At 68.0% G+C, this 17,480-nt stretch carries 13 protein-coding genes and 2 tRNA genes; 8 read left to right on the forward strand and 7 right to left on the reverse strand.

Annotated elements, in window-relative coordinates; all coding sequences use genetic code 11:
* The gene (locus WG921_RS17015) at positions 1-975 is read left to right on the forward strand and encodes a hypothetical protein (RefSeq protein ID WP_340110458.1); all 975 of its coding nucleotides are present in this window, start codon (positions 1-3) and stop codon (positions 973-975) included.
* A 120-nt stretch (positions 976-1,095) separates the two neighbouring features.
* Here the strand turns inward: WG921_RS17015 and WG921_RS17020 are convergent.
* Positions 1,096-1,171 (reverse strand) — tRNA-Thr (locus tag WG921_RS17020).
* 56 nt (positions 1,172-1,227) lie between these two features.
* On the reverse strand, positions 1,228-3,945 hold the full coding sequence (locus WG921_RS17025; protein WP_340110459.1) for an AsmA family protein: 2,718 nt from the start codon (positions 3,943-3,945) through the stop codon (positions 1,228-1,230).
* A gap of 220 nt (positions 3,946-4,165) precedes the next feature.
* On the opposite strand from WG921_RS17025, the gene WG921_RS17030 reads away from it, so the two are divergent.
* The 6 genes from WG921_RS17030 (at position 4,166) to WG921_RS17055 (ending at position 11,920) form a co-directional block, all read left to right on the forward strand.
* Entirely contained in the window at positions 4,166-5,083 is a 918-nt protein-coding gene (locus WG921_RS17030) for a glycine--tRNA ligase subunit alpha (protein WP_340110460.1), read from the forward strand.
* Complete coding sequence (locus tag WG921_RS17035) at positions 5,080-5,565, forward strand: DUF6446 family protein (RefSeq protein ID WP_340110461.1); 486 nt, start codon at positions 5,080-5,082, stop codon at positions 5,563-5,565. The genes WG921_RS17030 and WG921_RS17035 overlap by 4 nt, the downstream gene beginning before the upstream one ends.
* The gene (gene glyS, locus WG921_RS17040; RefSeq protein ID WP_340110462.1) at positions 5,565-7,673 is read left to right on the forward strand and encodes a glycine--tRNA ligase subunit beta; all 2,109 of its coding nucleotides are present in this window, start codon (positions 5,565-5,567) and stop codon (positions 7,671-7,673) included. Before WG921_RS17035 ends, glyS begins: the two co-directional genes overlap by 1 nt.
* A 57-nt stretch (positions 7,674-7,730) precedes the next feature.
* The gene (gene ppdK / locus WG921_RS17045; RefSeq protein ID WP_340110463.1) at positions 7,731-10,343 is read left to right on the forward strand and encodes a pyruvate, phosphate dikinase; all 2,613 of its coding nucleotides are present in this window, start codon (positions 7,731-7,733) and stop codon (positions 10,341-10,343) included.
* 295 nt (positions 10,344-10,638) lie between these two features.
* A complete protein-coding gene (locus WG921_RS17050) occupies positions 10,639-11,412 on the forward strand; it encodes a cell wall hydrolase (protein WP_340110464.1) in 774 nt (257 codons plus the stop codon).
* A gap of 103 nt (positions 11,413-11,515) precedes the next feature.
* Positions 11,516-11,920 carry a dihydroneopterin aldolase gene (locus tag WG921_RS17055; protein WP_340110465.1) on the forward strand — a complete coding sequence of 135 codons (405 nt, stop codon included), beginning with the start codon at positions 11,516-11,518 and terminating at the stop codon, positions 11,918-11,920.
* Between the two features lie 7 nt (positions 11,921-11,927).
* Here WG921_RS17055 and WG921_RS17060 read toward each other — a convergent pair whose 3' ends face one another.
* From WG921_RS17060 to purM, 3 genes are all read right to left on the reverse strand, one after another.
* Positions 11,928-12,824, reverse strand: a complete 897-nt coding sequence (locus tag WG921_RS17060) for a DUF6473 family protein (protein ID WP_340110466.1) — start codon at positions 12,822-12,824, stop codon at positions 11,928-11,930.
* Positions 12,825-12,938: 114 nt separating this feature from the next.
* Positions 12,939-13,577, reverse strand: coding sequence for a phosphoribosylglycinamide formyltransferase (purN, locus tag WG921_RS17065; protein ID WP_340110467.1), 639 nt, complete (start codon positions 13,575-13,577; stop codon positions 12,939-12,941).
* A complete protein-coding gene (gene purM / locus WG921_RS17070; protein ID WP_340110468.1) occupies positions 13,574-14,617 on the reverse strand; it encodes a phosphoribosylformylglycinamidine cyclo-ligase in 1,044 nt (347 codons plus the stop codon). The genes purN and purM overlap by 4 nt, the downstream gene beginning before the upstream one ends.
* Before the next feature lie 102 nt (positions 14,618-14,719).
* Here purM and WG921_RS17075 point away from each other — a divergent pair.
* Positions 14,720-14,795 (forward strand) — tRNA-Ile (locus WG921_RS17075).
* A 341-nt stretch (positions 14,796-15,136) separates the two neighbouring features.
* Here the strand turns inward: WG921_RS17075 and WG921_RS17080 are convergent.
* Together WG921_RS17080 and WG921_RS17085 are read right to left on the reverse strand one after the other, a co-directional pair.
* Entirely contained in the window at positions 15,137-15,739 is a 603-nt protein-coding gene (locus WG921_RS17080) for a sugar transferase (RefSeq protein ID WP_340110469.1), read from the reverse strand.
* 340 nt (positions 15,740-16,079) lie between these two features.
* Positions 16,080-17,348: a polysaccharide biosynthesis/export family protein gene (locus tag WG921_RS17085; protein WP_340110470.1), complete on the reverse strand. Its 1,269-nt coding sequence runs from the start codon at positions 17,346-17,348 to the stop codon at positions 16,080-16,082.
* Positions 17,349-17,480 lie beyond the last annotated feature (132 nt).

Below are 17,480 nucleotides of genomic sequence, written 5' to 3' on the forward strand. Positions count from 1 at the left end.
ATGCTCCGGCCTCTTTTCACCCGCGCGCTGACGACGCAGAATTCGCCGACGGCGGCGCTCTATTTCGCGGACGCCTGCGCGGACTGGATTCGGGAGGGGCGGGTCACGCGCCACGCGCCGACCGTCTTCACCTCGGCGACCACGCGGCTGGTGATCCGGCATGACGCGCGCGCCGGGCGCGACAGCCGACGCCGGCGCCATGTCTATTTGATTGACGATGCGATCGACCTGGACGGAGCGGACGCCGCGCTGTCGCGCTATTGGCGGTTCAAGCTGGACCGCGTGGAGCGCGCGGCGGCGGCCGCGTTTCTGCCGGGCGCGGCGGCGGTGGTCGTCAGTTCGGCCGCGCTGGAGCGGATGATTAGAGCGCGGGCGCCGGATGCGGAGATCCGCCGGCTCGACCCTTACTGGGCCACGCCTTTTTCCGATCTAGCGCATCATCGCCAAGGGGGCGCGTTTCGCGTCGCCTATCTCGGCAGTCAGGTTCACGGCCCGGATTTCGCGCCGCTTGCGCCGATGTTGCGCGGGTTTCTTGAAGACTGGCCGGAAGCCGAGCTTATCGTCGGAGGCGGCCATGGCGGGCTTGTCGGCCATCCGCGCGCGCGCGATCTCGGCGCGATGGGCTGGCGGGACTGGCGGCGCGCCTTGCCGACGCTTCGCCCGCATGTCGCGCTCTATCCTTTGGCGGAGACGCCGTTCAACGCGGCGCGCTCGCTGAACAAACTGATCGAGCACGCGGTCGTCGGCGCGGCGGGGCTCTATGCGTCGATCTGGCCCGGCGCGGCGCTGGCGGAGCGGGCCGGAGCGGGACGCGCGCTCGGGAGCGACCCCGGCGCGTGGCGCGCGGCGCTGGATCTGATGGCCGCGGACCGGGAGATGACGCGCGGGATGGCCGTGGCGGGGGGCGATCTGGCGGGCCGGATCAATGACGCCTCCGCGCAGCGGAGGCTCTGGGCCGAGCTTCTGGAGCTTTAGGCGCGGGGGCCGCCGAACGAGTCCGCTGAAGCCGGGCCTTAGTCTGGCTGGCTCGTCTCAATCGCCGAGAGCGGCGCGGAGCATGGGGGCGCATCTGAGGGATTTGCGCGGGCGAGAGATTGGCGCCGGCTGAGGGACTCGAACCCCCGACATCGTGATTACAAATCACGCGCTCTACCATCTGAGCTAAGCCGGCCGCCCCGCCTCGGGCGCGATGTCCGATACAGGGTTTCCGAGCGCTGCGCAACGCGGTCAGTCCTTGAGGACGCCTTTCAGCAGCTGGTTGAGCGCGCGCGTCGGATCGACGATCGGCGCCGGCTTGTCCTGCTTCGCGTCGCCTTTCGCGCCCTGCTTCTTTCCGTTCTGTCTCGGGGGCTTCGACTGGCCCTTGGGGGCGGTCAACGCCTCAAGCGCGCCCTTGGCGGCGCCGCCAAGCGTCCCGGCGGCGCCGTCCTGAATCAGGTCCTTCACCGCGTCCGCCGCGCCGGAGGGATCGGTCAGGAGGAGATCGAGCCCGGTCTTCAGATCGGGGCGGATGGAGAGAGCGGCCCAGGGGCCGGTGACGATCAGTGGAAACGCCAGACCGCTCTTCTCCCTGTCGCCGCCCTGGCCTTTGAGCGTGGCGACGGCTTTCGGCGTCAGCCGCGCATCCACCGTTTGCGCGCCGAGATCGACGGAGCCCTCGCCGGAGACGCGGATCAGCGGGCCGAGGAGCGCGAAGTCGGTGGTTCGCAGAACGCCCCCGGAGATGGTGAAGACGCTGGAGATCTCGGAAAAGTCGGTCTTCTGCGCGCCGCCGTCGCCGCCGATCAGGCCGGCGCCCAGATTGCGCGCCATCGCCGCCAGATTGTAGCCGACCAGAGCGCCGTCGGTCAGCTTCATCTCGCCGAAGCCTTCGAGGCTCCGCATGATCTCGTCCAGGGTTTCACCCGCGCCGGAGACATTGAGGCCGCCGGCGCCGAGCCCTTCGAGCGACGTGATCCCGGCGAGGTTGCGGAGCGCCGGCCGGAGCTTGACGCCGGAAGCGGAAAAAGCCGCGCTGAAGGCGTTGCCTCTCGCGCCGTCCAGCGTGACCGATCCCGTGACGCCGCCGCCATAGAGGCCGAGCTTTTCGATCTGGAGATCGAGCCGTCCGTCCGAGACTGTCGCCTCGATTTGGCTCGCCCCAACTTTCATCTGCGGGAGTGTCGCCGATTTCACCCTGACGCCAATCCTCGCATCGAACGTCGAGAGAGCGGTGAGGTCGATCCGCTCCCGGCTCCAGCCTGAGGCGCCGGCGGGGGGCGGTGCGGAATCGGCGGCGCCAAGATAGGGCGTGAGATCGACGTCGCCCGCCCGGAGGTCGCCGTTCAGCGTCAAACGCTCGCCCGCGGCGATCCCGAGGGCGCCGGAGAGGGTGAGCGCGTCCAGTGAAAGCGCCGTCGCCTTGAGGCGGACGCCGCCGGCCGCCGGGATGGAGAGGTCGCCTTTGAAACTGAGCGTCCGGAAGGCGTCCGGCGGCATGTTGTCCGGCAGCGGGAGGGCGGCCAGCCGGGCGAGCGCGCGCAGATCCGGAGAGTCGAACTCCACCGCGCCGTCGACGCTGGGCGAGCCGCTCTCGGGCGCGGCGATATCGCCGGCGAAAACCAGCGTGGCGGCGCCGTCGAGCGCGGCGTCGGCCTTCAGCGCGAACGCGCGGGTTGTCGGCCAGTCAGCCCCGCCGGTCATCGAAAGATCGACGGAGGCGTGGCGATCGCCGCGCATGCCGCCGCCCTTCGCGCTGAAAGAGAGGCCGCTTCCGGAAAGAGAGACCGCGCCTTTCAGCGTGAGCGCGGCGAAGTCGGCGAGCGGCGCGGGCGCCGCTCCCGACACCCATTCGGCCGCGGCCGCGGGCGCCGCCGCGGTGAGATCGTAGGCCCCATTCAACGCCACCGGAAAGCGGCCTGAGTCGGCTGCGACATCGCCCTTGTAAACGAAGCGGAAAAGGTCGTTGACGGCGGCGTCAAGGTTGACCGCGAAGGCGCGCCGCTCGGCCCAGTCCGCGCCGCCGGTGGCGGCGAGCGAGAGCGTCGCGGCCTTTCCCCCCCGCGTGACGGCGCCGGTGAGCGCGGCCTTGGCCGTCTCGGTGAGGACGATGTCGCCGTCGAGGTTGAGATCGGTCAGCCCCTCGAGCGCGTCCGGCGCCGGGGCGCCGGCGGCCCAGCCGAACGCCGCCGCGGGGTCTTTCGACGCGAGGTGAAATACGCCGGCGGCGCGGGGCCGACCGTCGGGGCCGGGCCGCGTCACCTTGCCGTCATAGCTGGCCGAGCCGGCGTCGCTGGCGAGCGATAGGCGCAGCGCGGTCTCCTCTCCCCGCAAGAGGGCGGCGGGGTTCGACAGCCCGAAATCGAGCGTGATCTTCTTTTCGCGCCAGTTTGCGGAGCCGGTCACGGCGAGCGGTTGATCGAGGCCGGGCAGCGTCGCCTCCGCGTTCAACCGATCGAGTTCGATCCTTGCGCCGCCGCGCCGGTCGACGAAGGTCAGCGCGCCGTTCTCGATGAACAATTCGTCGACGATCAGGCTCTGGATCCCACCGCCGTCTCCACCGCCGTCTCCGCCTTCGGCCCCGGCGAACTCCCAGTTCGCCTCCCCGGCCTCGTTGACTTCGAGAGAGACGACGGGATCTTCGAGGCGCACTTCGCGGATGCGGATCTCGCCGCGGATGAGCGGCGCGAGGTCGATCCCGATCCGCACGCCCGAGGCGGCGATCAACGCCGGCGCCTCGCCCCATTCAGCGTTGCCGAGGGCGACCGCGCCGGTCTCGACGCCGAGAACCGGAAAGAAGCTCGGCGAAAGCCCGCCGGTCAGCGTCAGGCTCCGGCCGGTCGCGGCTTTCACCTGATCGCCCGCGATCTTCGCGATCCTCTCGGTCGGCAGGAACGCGACGAAAGCGACCGCCGCGACGACGCCGAGCGAGAGGAGGGCGACGATGATTTTCAGGGCGCGGCGCATGAGCGACTCCGGGTCGGCGAATCGGCGGTTCTGACCATAAGCGCCCTTGCGGTGAAAATCAGGTGTGGCGCAGGGCCCCGCGCGCGCCGCGCGTGCGAGCTCCCGATATCGGGCGGCGCCGGGAACCGCGTGACCGCAGTCGTCGGCGCAGGCTCCGCCGCGTTGACCGGTCGGACGTTGAGGGCTAGGAACGGCGCGCCGCCGCGCCCGAGGATTACCGATGTCAGATCAGCCGAAAAGCTTTCAGGAGATCATCCTCCGGCTTCAGACCTATTGGGCGGAGCGCGGCTGCGCGCTGCTTCAGCCCTATGACATGGAGGTGGGCGCCGGCACCTTCCATCCGGCGACGACGCTGCGCGCGCTCGGCCCCCGCCCGTGGGCGGCGGCCTATGTGCAGCCGTCGCGCCGCCCGACGGATGGGCGCTATGGCGACAACCCCAACAGGCTGCAACATTATTACCAGTTCCAGGTGGTCATCAAGCCGAGCCCGCCGGATCTGCAGGATCTCTATCTCGGCAGCCTGGCGGCGATCGGCGTCGACATGGCGCTGCATGACGTCCGCTTTGTCGAGGACGATTGGGAGAGCCCGACCCTCGGCGCGTCCGGGCTCGGCTGGGAGGTCTGGTGCGATGGCATGGAGGTGAGCCAGTTCACCTATTTCCAGCAGGTCGCGGGCCATGACTGCCGGCCGGTCACGGGTGAACTGACCTATGGGCTGGAGCGGCTGGCGATGCATGTGCTGGGCGTCGAACATGTGATGGAGCTTCCGTTCAACGCGCCGGATGCGCCGATCCCGCTCAGCTATGGCGATGTCTTCCGTCAGACGGAGCGCGAATACAGCCGCTGGAATTTCGATGTCGCGGACACGGCGACGCTGCTGCGGCATTTCGAGGACGCGGAGGCCGAGTGCCGCCGCATCGTCTCGGCGGCGGAGACCGATCCGAAGACCGGGCGCGAAATTCCGATGGCGCACCCCGCCTATGACCAATGCATCAAGGCGAGCCACATCTTCAACCTGCTGGATGCGCGCGGCGTGATCTCGGTGACCGAGCGGCAGGCCTATATCGGCCGGGTGCGGGCGCTCTCGAAACTCTGCGCGGACGCGTTCCTGCTGACCGAAGCCGGGCGCGCGGCATGACGAAAGGGCGGCTCATCATCGTCGCGCTCGCGGTTTTCGCCGTGATCTTCGGCGCTGTGCTCTGGTGGTATCAGACGCGCGGTTATTACGTCGAGGTGACGGGCGTCGATACGGTGCGGATCGCCGGCGTGGACGTGCCGGTGGAGGAGTACCTGGGGCTGGACGCGCCGACCTCGCCGTTGAAGATGCGGGGCTGTTTCAAGGCCCCGCCGTTCGAGGCGCCCCCGGCGCCGGACGCCGCGCCTCTGGTCGCGCCGGGCTGGTTCTCCTGTTTCGACGCGGGCGTCATCGAGGCGGATCTGGCGACCGGCGCGGCGAAAGCGTTCCTCGCGGAAGCCAACACCCCTTACGGGTTCGACCGGATCGTCGCGGCCTATCCTGACGGGCGCGCCTTTCAATGGCGCCAGATCAACAGCTGCGGCGCCGCCTTTTTCGCGGGGAGGGAGACGCCCGCCGATTGTCCAATTCCGGAAAGCGAATAATGGCGGACCTTCTTCTTGAACTCTTTTCCGAGGAAATCCCGGCCGGGTTGCAGGCGCGGGCGGCGGAGGATCTGCAGCGGCTCGTCAGTCAGGCGCTGACGGACCGGGGCCTGTCCTTCAAGGCGGCGGCGGCGTTCGCGACGCCGCGCCGGCTCGCGCTCTCGATCACCGGGATGCCGAGGGCGACGCGCGCGCGGCGCGAAGAGCGCAAGGGCCCCCGCGTCGACGCGCCGGAGAAGGCGCTCGAAGGGTTTCTCCGCTCGACCGGTCTGACCAGGGAGCAGCTGGTGCGGCGGGCGGACAAGAAGGGCGAGGTCTGGTTCGCGGAGATCCGGCGGCCGGGCCGCCCCGCCCCCGACGTGATCGCGGAGGCGATCCCGGAAGTCATTCGCGCCTTCCCCTGGCCGCGCTCGATGCGCTGGGGGGCGGGCGAGCTGAGCTGGATCCGCCCGCTTCGCTCGATCCTGTGCATCCTCACCGGCGACGGCGGGGAGGGGGTGGTTCCGTTCAGCGTCGGCCATCTGACGTCGGGCGCGGAGACGCGCGGCCATCGCTTCATGGCGCCGGAGGTGATCCGCCCGAAGGATTTCGAGGATTACGCGGCCCGCCTTCTGAAGGCGAAGGTCGTGCTCGACCCGGCCGCGCGGCGCGCGCGGATTTCGGCGGACATGAGCAACATGGCCTTCGCGGCGGGCATGGAGATCGTGGAGGACGAAGGGCTTCTGGCGGAGGTCGCGGGCCTCGTCGAGTGGCCGGTCGTCCTGATGGGGGAGATCGAGGAGCGGTTCCTGACCCTCCCGCCCGAAGTGCTCCAGACCTCGATGAAGGAGCATCAGAAATTCTTCTCGCTCCGGAACCCGAAAACCGGCCGGATCGAGCGCTTCGTCACCGTCGCCAATATCGAGACGGCGGATCAGGGCGCGACCATCCTCGCCGGCAATCAGCGGGTGCTGGCGGCGCGGCTCTCGGACGCGCTCTTCTTCTGGGAGAACGACCTCCGCACGATCCGGACTGGCGGGATGGAGGCGATGGGCGCGCCGCTGAAGGACGTCACCTTCCACAACAAGCTCGGCAGCCAGGCCGACCGCATCGCCCGCATCGCCGCTCTGGCGCGCGAGATCGCGCCGCTGGTCGGGGCGGATGCGGACAAGGCCGAGCGGGCGGCGAAAATCGCCAAGGCGGACCTCTGCTCCGAGATGGTCAATGAATTCCCGGAATTGCAGGGGGTTATGGGCCGGTATTACGCTGAGGCCGCGGGCGAAGCGCCGGACGTCGCCGCCGCCTGTCAGGCGCACTACGCGCCGCTTGGGCCTTCGGATGCGGTTCCGACGGAGCCGGTTTCTGTGGCGGTGGCGCTGGCGGACAAGATCGACGTGCTGACCGGGTTCTGGGCGATTGACGAGAGGCCGACCGGGAGCAAGGATCCGTTTGCGCTGAGGCGGGCGGCGTTGGGGGTTATTCGGATTATCCTAGAGAATAGGCTTCGTATCCGGCTGGATGATAGTGGTGGGCCTCTCAACGTTGCGACGATCATGCTCACTACGGCACTCCATCTTAGTTTGGATGGAATGGTGGGGAAACGGCGCGACCTCCTCACCTTCTTCGCCGACCGCCTGAAAGTCCACCTCCGCGCCGAGGGCGTCCGCCACGATGTGATCGACGCCTGCTTCCAGCTTGGCGGGCAAGACGATCTGGTGTTGCTGGTCAACCGCGTGAAGGCGTTACAGGCGTTTGTTGATACCGAAGACGGCGCCAATCTCCTCGCCGGCTACAAGCGCGCCGCGAATATCCTCGCGGCCGAGCAGAAGAAGGACGGCGTCGAATACACGCTCGACCCGGACCCGAAATTCGCCGAAGGCGATGAGGAACGGGCGCTTTTCGCGGCGCTCGACGCGGCCGACGCGACGATCCGGCCGGCGCTGGCGGCGGAGGATTTTGCGGCGGCGATGGCGGCGATGGCCGGGCTGCGCGGCCCGATCGACGCCTTTTTCGACAAGACCCAGGTGAACGCCGAAAATCAGATCGTCCGCCGCAACCGGCTTTGCCTGCTCAATCGCGTGAAGGTGGTGATGGAGCGCGTGGCGGTGTTTTCCGCCATCGAGGGATGACGGCCGGATGAGAAGACGCTTTCGCACCTGCGAAGGCTGCGTTAGACCGGCGACAAGATGAGCGCGTCGATCCTCTCCCTCGCGGATGCCTCCGCCGCTGAGCGCCATGGCGCGAAGGCGGCGCGCCTCGCGCGCCTGATCGCGGCGGGGGCCCCGGTTCCGCCCGGCTTCACCTTTCCGGACGATGTCGCGCCGGACGCGCTCCGGCCGGCGCTGGCGGCGCTTGAGGCCGCGACCGGGTTCGGCTTCGGCGATCCGGCGGCGCCGCTCCTGCTCGCGCTCCGCTCCAGCCCGGCGGTCCACGGGGCGCCGTCCTCCCCCGCCATTCTGAACATCGGCCTGACCGCGGCGGCGCAAGCGGGGCTCGCGGCGCGGGTCGGAAAACGGGCGGCGGCCGACCTTCGCCGGCGGTTGATCCAGTCCTTCGCGGTCGAGGCCATGGGCGCGGACCCGGAGGCGTTCGAGATCGCGCTCTATGATCGGATGAAGCAATCCGGCGTCGATAGCGAGGATGCGCTCACCCATGCCGCGCTCAAGGCGCTTGAAGCGGATTATCTGGCGGTGGTGGAGGATGAGGCGGGCGAGCCTTTTCCCGAAGACGCAGGCGAGCAGCTGGCGCGGGCGATCGCGGCGATGCGCCGGGCCTGGGCCGCGCCGACCGCGAAGATCCTCCGCCAGGCGCGGGGGGTCGCGCCCGAGGCGGCGCAGACCCTGATCGCGCAGGCGATGGCGCTCGGCGTCGGCCCGCACCCGTCCGGCGCCGGGGTCGCCATGACGCGTTCGGAGGAGGATGGCGTTCCGGGGTTTCAGGGGCGGTTCCTTGCTCAGGCTCAGGGCGAGGATGCGTTGATGGGGCTGCGGACTCCGCGTCTCCTCACTGAGGCGACGCGGCGCGCCGCGGCGCAATCGGCCCCCTCGCTGGAGGCGGAGGCGCCGGAGGCCGCCGCGGCGCTGGAGGCGCTGGGCGACGTGGCCGAGCGCGCCCTCGGCGACGCCTGCCGTCTGGAGTTCACGCTGGAGGCGGGCGAGCTGAAGCTGCTCGACGCGCAGCCTTTGAAGCCGACGGCGCGCGGCGCGGTCCGGATCGCGGTCGATCTGGCGGAGGCGGGCGTGATCAGCCGCGACGCGGCGCTCCTGCGGGTCGATCCCTCGACGCTGACCGCGCATCTTCATCCGACGGTCGCGGCCCGCACGCCGCGCGACGTGATCGGGTCCGGCTTGCCGGCCTCTCCCGGCGCGGCGGCGGGCGCCATCGTCTTCTCGTCGGAGGCGGCGGAGACATTGGCGGCGCGCGAGCAGCGCGCGATCCTGGTGCGGGTCGAGACCAGCCCCGAGGACATACGCGGCATGCACGTCGCCGCCGGCGTGCTGACGGCGCGGGGTGGGATGACCAGCCACGCCGCGGTGATCGCGCGCGGCCTCGGCGCGCCCTGCGTCGTCGGCGCCGGCGACATCACGCTCGATCTCGAAGGGCGAACCCTGACGGCGGCGGATGGCCGGGTGTTTCACGAAGGCGACGTGATCACGATCGACGGCTCGGCCGGGCAGGCGCTGGCCGGCGCGCCGCAACTGGTCCAGCCGGAGGTCTCCGGCGCCTTCGCGACATTGATGGAGTGGGCCGACGCGGTGCGGCGGCTGAAAGTGCGCGCGAACGCCGATACCGGGCAGGACGCGCGAGTGGCGATCGGATTTAATGTCGATGGAATAGGGCTTTGCCGAACTGAGCATATGTTCTTTGAGAAGAACAGGATCACGCCGATGCGGCGGATGATCCTGGCGTCGGACGAGACTGTCCGTCGGGAGGCGCTGGCCGAGCTGCTGCCGATGCAACGCTCGGATTTCATCGAACTGTTCGAGATCATGGCGGGGTTGCCGGTGACGATCCGGTTGCTCGATCCGCCTCTGCATGAATTTCTGCCGCATGGCGAGCAGGAGATGGCGGAGCTCGCGGCCGCGATGGGGCTGCCGCTGAAAAGCGTGATCCGGCGGGCGGATGAGATGCGGGAGTTCAACCCGATGCTCGGCAACCGCGGCTGCCGGGTCGGCGTCACCTTCCCCGAAATCTACGAGATGCAGGCGCGCGCCGCGTTCGAGGCGGCTGTGGCGGCGGGCATCAGCACCGGCGAGCCGGTGACGCCGGAGATCATGATCCCGCTCGTCTCCGCCAACCGGGAGCTGGAGCTGCTGGCGAAGATGGTCGAGACCGTCGCCGAGCAGGTCAGAAACGAGACCGGCGCGCCGCTCCGCTATCGGATCGGCGCCATGGTGGAGACGCCGCGCGCCGCGCTTCGGGCCGGAGATCTGGCGGAGACGGCCGAGTTCCTGTCATTCGGGACCAACGACCTCACCCAGATGACCTATGGGCTCAGCCGCGACGACGCTGGGCGCTTCATGCGCGACTATATCGCCAAGGGGGTCTTCCCCGAGGACCCGTTCCATTCCCTCGATCTCGAAGGCGTGGGCGAGTTGCTGCTCATGGCGACGGAGCGCGGGCGGCGTCGGAACCCCGGCCTCACGCTTGGCCTCTGTGGCGAGCATGGCGGGGATCCGGCCTCGATCCGGTTCTGCGAACTGGCCGGATTCGACTACATATCCTGCTCCCCGTTTCGCCTCCCCATCGCCCGTCTGGCGGCGGCGCAGGCGCGGCTCCTGGCGTCCGATTCGTCGTGAGATCCTGAAACCTTCTGAAATTGTTTCGGAATAACAAGGCGTTGGGGCTGAAAATGTGATGAAAACCTCCCAAATTGCGGTGGATTCCGATTGACGGGCGGGGCGCTTATCGCGTTCACAACGTGTTAACGAAGATTGCGCCGCAGAAGGCGACGCGCAACTTCGATTGCTGGAGATGGATGCGGGCCGCAGCCCCGCGACGGCGCGCGCCGGACAGAAGCCGGCGCCGCGACAAGACCGAGGGTGAAACATGCGCGACTTATCCGGATTTTCCCGCACGGGACGGGCCGGCGTTATGGCGTTCGGGATTGCGGCGGCGATAGCTTTCTCCTCTTCAACCGGGGCGGCGACGGAAGGCTCCGGCGGCGAGGCGGCGGTGGATGCCGCGCAGTCGCGGCAGATCCTCTCTGTGTTGAGGGCGGAGCGCACGGCGTTTCGCGCGCTTGAATCGGACCGGATGTTCGCACGCACCGGCCGTATGCCATCCACGCCCGACCGCCTCATGACCGCGACGATCGACGACCCGGACCTCGCGTCGCTGAACGACGAGGACGCGCTGGCCTCCGCGCTGGGCGGGGCGACGAAGGAAATGCATGTCTCGGAGTTGCTGTCGGCGTCCAATGTGAGCCTTGAGAGCATCGGCGAAGGGGTCGACGGACGGTCGCTCCAGTGTCTCGCGGAGGCGATCTATTTCGAATCGCGCGGCGAGACGACCCGTGGGCAGTTCGCCGTCGCGGAAGTGATCCTGAACCGGGTCGATAGCGGGGCATACCCCGGGTCGGTCTGCGAGGTGGTGACGCAGGGCGCCCAGAAGCGCCACGCCTGCCAGTTCTCCTACGCCTGCGACGGCAAGAAGGAGCGGATCGGCAATCGCGCGGCCTTTGTGAAGGCGGCGAAGATCGCGAAGGTCATGCTCTCGGGCCGGCCGCGGGTGCTGACCGACGGCGCGACGCATTTTCACACGACCAGCGTCCGGCCAAGCTGGTCGAAGAGATTGTCGAAGACGGTGCGGATCGGCAGCCATGTCTTTTATCGCATCCCGACACGGGTCACTGAAAACAAGAGCTGATCCCCGGCGCGGCTCGCGGCGCCGCGCCGTTTCCTTGCGCGCCGGACGGGAGTAATGCTTCAGTTCCCGACGCAATTGCGTGATTGAGACAAGGCGACGCCGGATGAACGATGAGACGACCGGAATGCTGATCGGGCGCGCGGTCGAAGGCGCGCCATGCGACCGGGTCTTTCTGCGCGACCATATCGCCGACATCGAAATCGGGGCGTATGCGGAGGAGTATGGCGTCACGCAGCGGCTGCGCTTCTCGGTCGAGCTGGATGTGCGGAGATTTTCCGCGGATTACGCCGATGAAGTGGAGAGCGTGGTCTCCTACGATCTGATTTTCGAGGCGATCCGGGACCTTGCCGCAGGCCCGCGGATGAAACTTCTCGAGACGTTCGCCGAGCGGCTGGCGGCGCGGCTTCTGGCCGAGCCGCGCGTCGCGCGGGCGCGAATCCGGATCGAAAAGCTGGATCGGGTCTCCGGCGCGCTCGGCGTCGAGATCGAGCGTCGGGCGGCGCGCTGAGCGCCCTTCAGATCGAGATCATGCCGCGCCGGGCGTGGGCGGGCGTTTCGGTTGAGTGCAGAAGCTCCTGGATCGGTCCGGCCAGCGCTCTGGCCGCATCCTCGTGCATTTCGGGCGAGGGATAGTACCGATTCTCGCTGACCGGCATGCCGAACGGCGTCTGAAGCACGGGCGCGCCGTTTTTCATCAGCGACTGCGGAATTCCGGCGGAGGTGACGCATGTCACCACCCGGTCCGCCAGCGGCGCGACGGCGTCGATCATGTCCTGATCGACGAATTGCGGGTATTTGAGCATCGGCTGCCGAGCGTCGGCCGGGGCGTCCTCATCCGGCCTTCGTTCGGAGAACCAGAACAGGATTCGCTTCGTCTGGATCGTCTCCAGAAGCACGCGGGTGCGCGCGACCCACGCCGCCTTCATCTCCGCCTCGACGGCGATGAAACTCTCCGGATCGTCTTCCGCAAGCTGGTTCAGCATGTTGTGGGCGTAGGTGAATGTTTCAAAGTCGACATGCGGAAACAGCGATTCCAGCGCCCTCGTCACCGCTTCGATTTCTTCGTTGCGGCTGAGCTCGACCTTGAAGAGACGGTTTGAGAGAGAGCGCGCGCTCATCACCTGGACAACGCAGATTTCCGCCTGCGACGCCGCCTCCGTCACCTGCGAGTCGCGAAGAAAGAATCCGGGCCCCGCGCTGGCGGTCCCGAAATTGGCGACCTGCAGGTTCAGAGCCTCCGAGAGGAGTTGTGGAAACGGCCGCTCCACATACCGCCCGAACGTCTGCGCGCCGCCGAGGCAGGCGATATAGGGCTGCGCGAGGTCGGGTTGCGGCCCGCGATAGATCTGGTTCAGGCGGCCCCAGTGATAGCCCTGATAGTCTATGAACGGTCGGTCCGGTTTTTGGTACATTGCGCTCTCGCCCCGCTCCAGCCGGCATCGTCGGCTTTGGCGCAATGTCGGCGCAAAGGGGTGAAATCCGCGTTAACGGGCGTCTTGCTCCAGATCGCGAGCCGGCCCGCGCCGCTATCCCATGAGCGCGAGCGGCGCAGGGCGAATCGCTTCCCCCTCCAGGGTCAGTTCGCCTTCGAGCCACGCCTTGAGCGCGGCCGGATAAAGCCGATGCTCCAGCCTAAGGACGCGCGCGGCGAGGGTGTCCGGGTCGTCTCCCGGGGCGACCGCGAGCGCCGCCTGGCCGAGAATCGGCCCGTCGTCCATCTCCGCCCGGACCAGATGCGTGGTGCAGCCGTGAAAGGCGACGCCGGCGTGGAGCGCCCGGGCGTGCGTCTCCAGCCCCTTGAACGCGGGAAGAAGCGAGGGATGGATGTTCACCATCCTGTCGCGCCATTGATCGACGAATCCGCCAGTGAGAATCCGCATGAATCCGGCGAGGCAGATCAGGTCGACGCCCGCGGCGGCGAGCACGCGCGACAGCTCCGCCTCGAAAGCGGCGCGATCGCCTTTGAACGGCCGGTGGTCGATCACCGCGGTCGCCACGCCGCGCTCAGCGGCGTGCGCCAGCCCGGCGGCGCCGGGATTGTTGGAGAGGACCAGCGCGGCCTCGGCGGGGTAGGCGGGGTCGGCCATCGCTTCGAGAAGCGCGGTCATGTTGCTGCCGCGCCCGGAAATGAAGATCGCCGCCCTCGGCCGCGCCGCCGCAGTCACGCCAACGCGCCGCGATAGGCGACGCCGGCGCCGGACACGAGCGCCCCGATGCGGAACGGCGCCTCGCCGGCGGCGCGAAGCGCGGTCTCGACCGCGTCCGCCTCCGCGGCGGGCGCGACCACGATCATGCCGACGCCGCAATTGAATGTCTTGAGCATTTCAGCGCCATCGATCTCCGCCGTCTCCATCAGCCAGCGGAAGATCGGGGGCAGCGGCCAGGCGGCGAGGTCGATCTCGGCGCCAAGCCCGTCGGGGAGGATTCGCGGCAGGTTCTCCGTCAACCCGCCGCCGGTGATATGGGCGAGACCGGCGGCTCCGGCGGAAATCGCGGCCAGCGCGGCCGGGACGTAGATTCGGGTCGGAGCGAGAAGCGCGTCGCCAAGCGGCATATCGGCGAAGGGGGCGGGAGCGGACCAGGCGAGCCCGGACCGCTCGACGACTTTCCGGACCAGCGAATACCCGTTCGAGTGGACGCCGGAGGAGGCGAGTCCGATCAGCCGGTCTCCGGCGGCCATGTCGCGGGGAAGCGCGCCGCCTCGCTCCATCGCGCCGATGGCGAACCCGGCGAGGTCGAAATCGCCCTTGGCGTAGAGGCCGGGCATCTCCGCCGTCTCGCCGCCGATCAGCGCGCAGCCTGCGGCGCGGCAGCCTTCGGCGACGCCGGCCACCAACGCGGCGCCTTCGGCGACATCGAGTTTCCCGGTTGCGAAATAGTCGAGAAAGAAAAGCGGCTCCGCCCCCTGACACACCAGATCGTTCACGCACATCGCGACGAGATCGACGCCGACCGTGTCGACGCGCCCGGTTTCGATCGCGACCTTCAGCTTGGTGCCGACCCCGTCGGTCGCGGCGACGAGGATCGGATCCTGAAAGCCGGCGGCGCGAAGGTCGAACATCGCTCCGAATCCGCCGAGCCCATCCATCACGCCGGGGCGGGTGGTCGCGGCCGCGGCGGGCTTGATCGCCTCGACCAGCGCCGCGCCCGCATCGATATCGACGCCGGCGTCGCGATAAGTGAGGCCATTCGGGCGGTCGGTCATCTTTCGCTCCCTCAATCTCGGCGTCCTCCTAGCGCATGCGGGCGCAAAGCGGAAGAATGATTGACCACGCCGCGCCGCGCGCCTATCCAATGCAGCGCCTTGGGGCCCGTAGCTCAATGGTTAGAGCAGAGCGCTCATAACGCTTAGGTTGGGGGTTCGAGTCCCTCCGGGCCTACCACCCCATCCATAAACTGCCGATGTTGTTGATTTTCTTTACGCGCAGGGCCCCATTTAAGGGGCCGTGGCGCGCTCCCGATCCATGCGCCGACGGGAATCCATCGCGCTCGGAGCCAGTCTCCGCCGCCGACGACGAAGGCGAGCGCATGAGGCGGCGCTATTCCGCCCGGGAGGAGGATGTTCGGGCGGCCCCGGGCGTATCGATCGCGTGGAGCGGCCGGCGCTCGCTCCCGATGGCTGCGCGAAGGGCTCGTCTCTCCGATATCCGCCTCGGGAACGCGGAATCAGCCGCGAAGCTCCGCAGCCTCTCCGGTTGACGGCGCGGATCGGACGGGCGAGGCGCTAATAGGCGCCGCGCCGCAGGAACACGACTCCGGATGTGCGCAGGATAATGCGAATATCCTGAAGGAAGGACCACTTGCGGATATAGGATTGATCGATCCTCACCCGCTCCTCGAACGAGAGGTTGTTGCGTCCCGAGACCTGCCAGAGACCGGTCATCCCCGGGCGGGATCTATAGTAGTCCTCGGCCGCGTCCCTGTATCTGTTGATTTCCTCTTCGGTCACCGGCCGCGGTCCAACGATGCTCATGTGCCCCAGGAGCACGTTAATGAGCTGGGGCAATTCATCGAGGCTCGAGGTTCGCAGAAAGGCGCCGATCCCGGGAATGATGCGCGGGTCATGTCTCAACTTGCGGTGCAGTTCGAATTCTCGCCTCGCCTCCGCATCGGTCTCCAGCAGCTTTTTGAGCCGCTCGTCAGCGTCGGTCACCATTGTCCGAAATTTCAGACAAGGGAATGTCCGCCCGCCAAACCCGACGCGGCGATGCATGTAGATCGCCGGCCCTTTCGACGTGAGGCGGATCATCACGATGATCGCGATGAACAGCAAGGACACGCTGAGAAGCGCGGCGGCGGCGAATCCGACGTCGAAAACACGTTTCACCCATCCTCCTACTGGAGGAACTCGAGAACCACCGCTTGCGACGCTCGAAGCGCCGTCGAACGGTAAATCGTGGATCTCTGACATCATCACCCCGCGCTCATGCTGAAATACCGGCCACAAGGTCCAGACCAACCAACACGGCCCAGACCGACGCGCTTAATTGACGTGCTTAAAAGGACTAAAAATGTACCCGAATCTGCGGAAATTTACAACTCCTTAGGCATGCGCCTCGCGGTTCTTTCTGTGTGCGGAAAGGTGGAGGCGGCGAAGCGCCACAAAAGGCGCAACCTGAGGGCGGAATTCAACGATTCAAGATAGTGTGGAAAGGTTGGCCGGCGGATCACCGCGTCGCGGGCGCGGAATCCGGCGGCGGCAGTGTGACTTCCAGCACATCCCCCGGCGCCATGATCATGGCGGGCGTCGCCTCCTCGCCTTCCGCCATATCGGTCAGATGGCTGCGGAAGAGCGTCATTCGGACGGCGGCCGCCTGTTCCACGGCGGGGGTCGCGCCGCGGAACGCGAGCCAGCTGTTGAGGGCGTTGAGTTGCCGTTGCAGGTCGCGCAGCTGGGCCGTGCCGTTCGAGACTTCATCGAGAAGCCGCACCTCTTCGCGAGTCACGTCCGCTTTCGCCTCCTCGGCGAAGCGCGTCAGTTCGAGACGCATGCGGAGGACTTCGCCAGAGGTCTCAAGCGCCCGGGTCGAGGATTGCAGCAGCCCGCCCCGCGCCTCGGCGACGGACGAGGCCGGGACCACGCCGCGCTCGGCCAGCTTCATGACCCGCGCGAGCGCCTCCTCCTCGAAACTGAGGCTCTGCTTGCTCGCCGCCTCAAGCTCCTTGAGGACGTCGAGCCGGTTCTCCATCTGGTCGAGCACCAGTTCGTTGCCCTTGTCCGTCAGTTCGCGGAGGTTCTCCCGCGCCACGAGCCAGCGCCGCGCAAGCTCCTTGAGTTCCGGCGATGCGTCGCTGTCGATCGTGGCGTCCGCGGTTCCCTCTCCGGCGGGGTCGTCGGCGTTCCGCATTGAGAGCAGCGCGTCGAGATCGGCCTTCAGCCGCTCGAGATTGATGATCTGGGTCTCGATCCGGCCAAGGAGCAGGCTGCGCTCCGTCAGCAATTTCAGTATTTCGTCTTCGGAGGTCTCTTCGAGCGGGCGGCCGACGCCGCCCGCATTGGCCAGCGCCTGGCGCACGGACATGCCCGGCCGGTAGGTCACCTCGCCCGGATTGCGGACGTCGCCGGTGACGTAGACCGGGCGATACTCGGATATGTCGAGATAGATCTCATCCTCCTGAGGGCGCCGCCAGACATCTTCCCCATCAGAGCCGCTGACCCTGTAGGCGCGGTCGCGCAGCGCCGCGTAGACCGCCTCCCGGAGCTCATCGAGCGTCAGGCCGGATGCGACGACCTTTCCCGCGAGGGGCAGGTAGATCGCGCCGTCGACGCCGATCATGGCCCGCCGGTCAAGATTGGGCGCGCCGAGAACCGAGAAGGCGACGGTGTCGCCAGGGGCGAGCCGGACCTCGCCCTCGGCGGCGGCCGGAAGGTGCGTCGCCAGGAGGATCGAGAGGGAAAGAAGAAGGCGACGGAGCGCGTATGACGTCCGAAACATAGCCACCTCAAAATCAAATGAGGGCCGAACCGACGGACCCGCCCCCATCCACGTAAAATAAAGAAGTTCCACCATACCACAATGGTGTTTGGAAAAAGAGCGCGCCGGAACGGCCGCCGCTCCGACCGATCG

The sequence above is a fragment of the Paludibacillus litoralis genome (genome assembly GCF_037646705.1).
GTDB classification, from domain to species: domain Bacteria; phylum Pseudomonadota; class Alphaproteobacteria; order Rhodobacterales; family Rhodobacteraceae; genus Pikeienuella; species Pikeienuella litoralis.

Coding starts and splice junctions, on each gene's coding strand:
- ppdK (WP_340110463.1), top strand. CDS start 7,731: ATGAGCGCGTCGATCCTCTCCCTCGCGGATGCCTCCGCCGCTGAGCGC.
- WG921_RS17050 (WP_340110464.1), top strand. CDS start 10,639: ATGGCGTTCGGGATTGCGGCGGCGATAGCTTTCTCCTCTTCAACCGGG.
- WG921_RS17055 (WP_340110465.1), top strand. CDS start 11,516: ATGAACGATGAGACGACCGGAATGCTGATCGGGCGCGCGGTCGAAGGC.
- WG921_RS17030 (WP_340110460.1), top strand. CDS start 4,166: ATGTCAGATCAGCCGAAAAGCTTTCAGGAGATCATCCTCCGGCTTCAG.
- WG921_RS17060 (WP_340110466.1), bottom strand. CDS start 12,824: ATGTACCAAAAACCGGACCGACCGTTCATAGACTATCAGGGCTATCAC.
- glyS (WP_340110462.1), top strand. CDS start 5,565: ATGGCGGACCTTCTTCTTGAACTCTTTTCCGAGGAAATCCCGGCCGGG.
- WG921_RS17025 (WP_340110459.1), bottom strand. CDS start 3,945: ATGCGCCGCGCCCTGAAAATCATCGTCGCCCTCCTCTCGCTCGGCGTC.
- WG921_RS17035 (WP_340110461.1), top strand. CDS start 5,080: ATGACGAAAGGGCGGCTCATCATCGTCGCGCTCGCGGTTTTCGCCGTG.
- purM (WP_340110468.1), bottom strand. CDS start 14,617: ATGACCGACCGCCCGAATGGCCTCACTTATCGCGACGCCGGCGTCGAT.
- WG921_RS17015 (WP_340110458.1), top strand. CDS start 1: ATGCTCCGGCCTCTTTTCACCCGCGCGCTGACGACGCAGAATTCGCCG.
- WG921_RS17085 (WP_340110470.1), bottom strand. CDS start 17,348: ATGTTTCGGACGTCATACGCGCTCCGTCGCCTTCTTCTTTCCCTCTCG.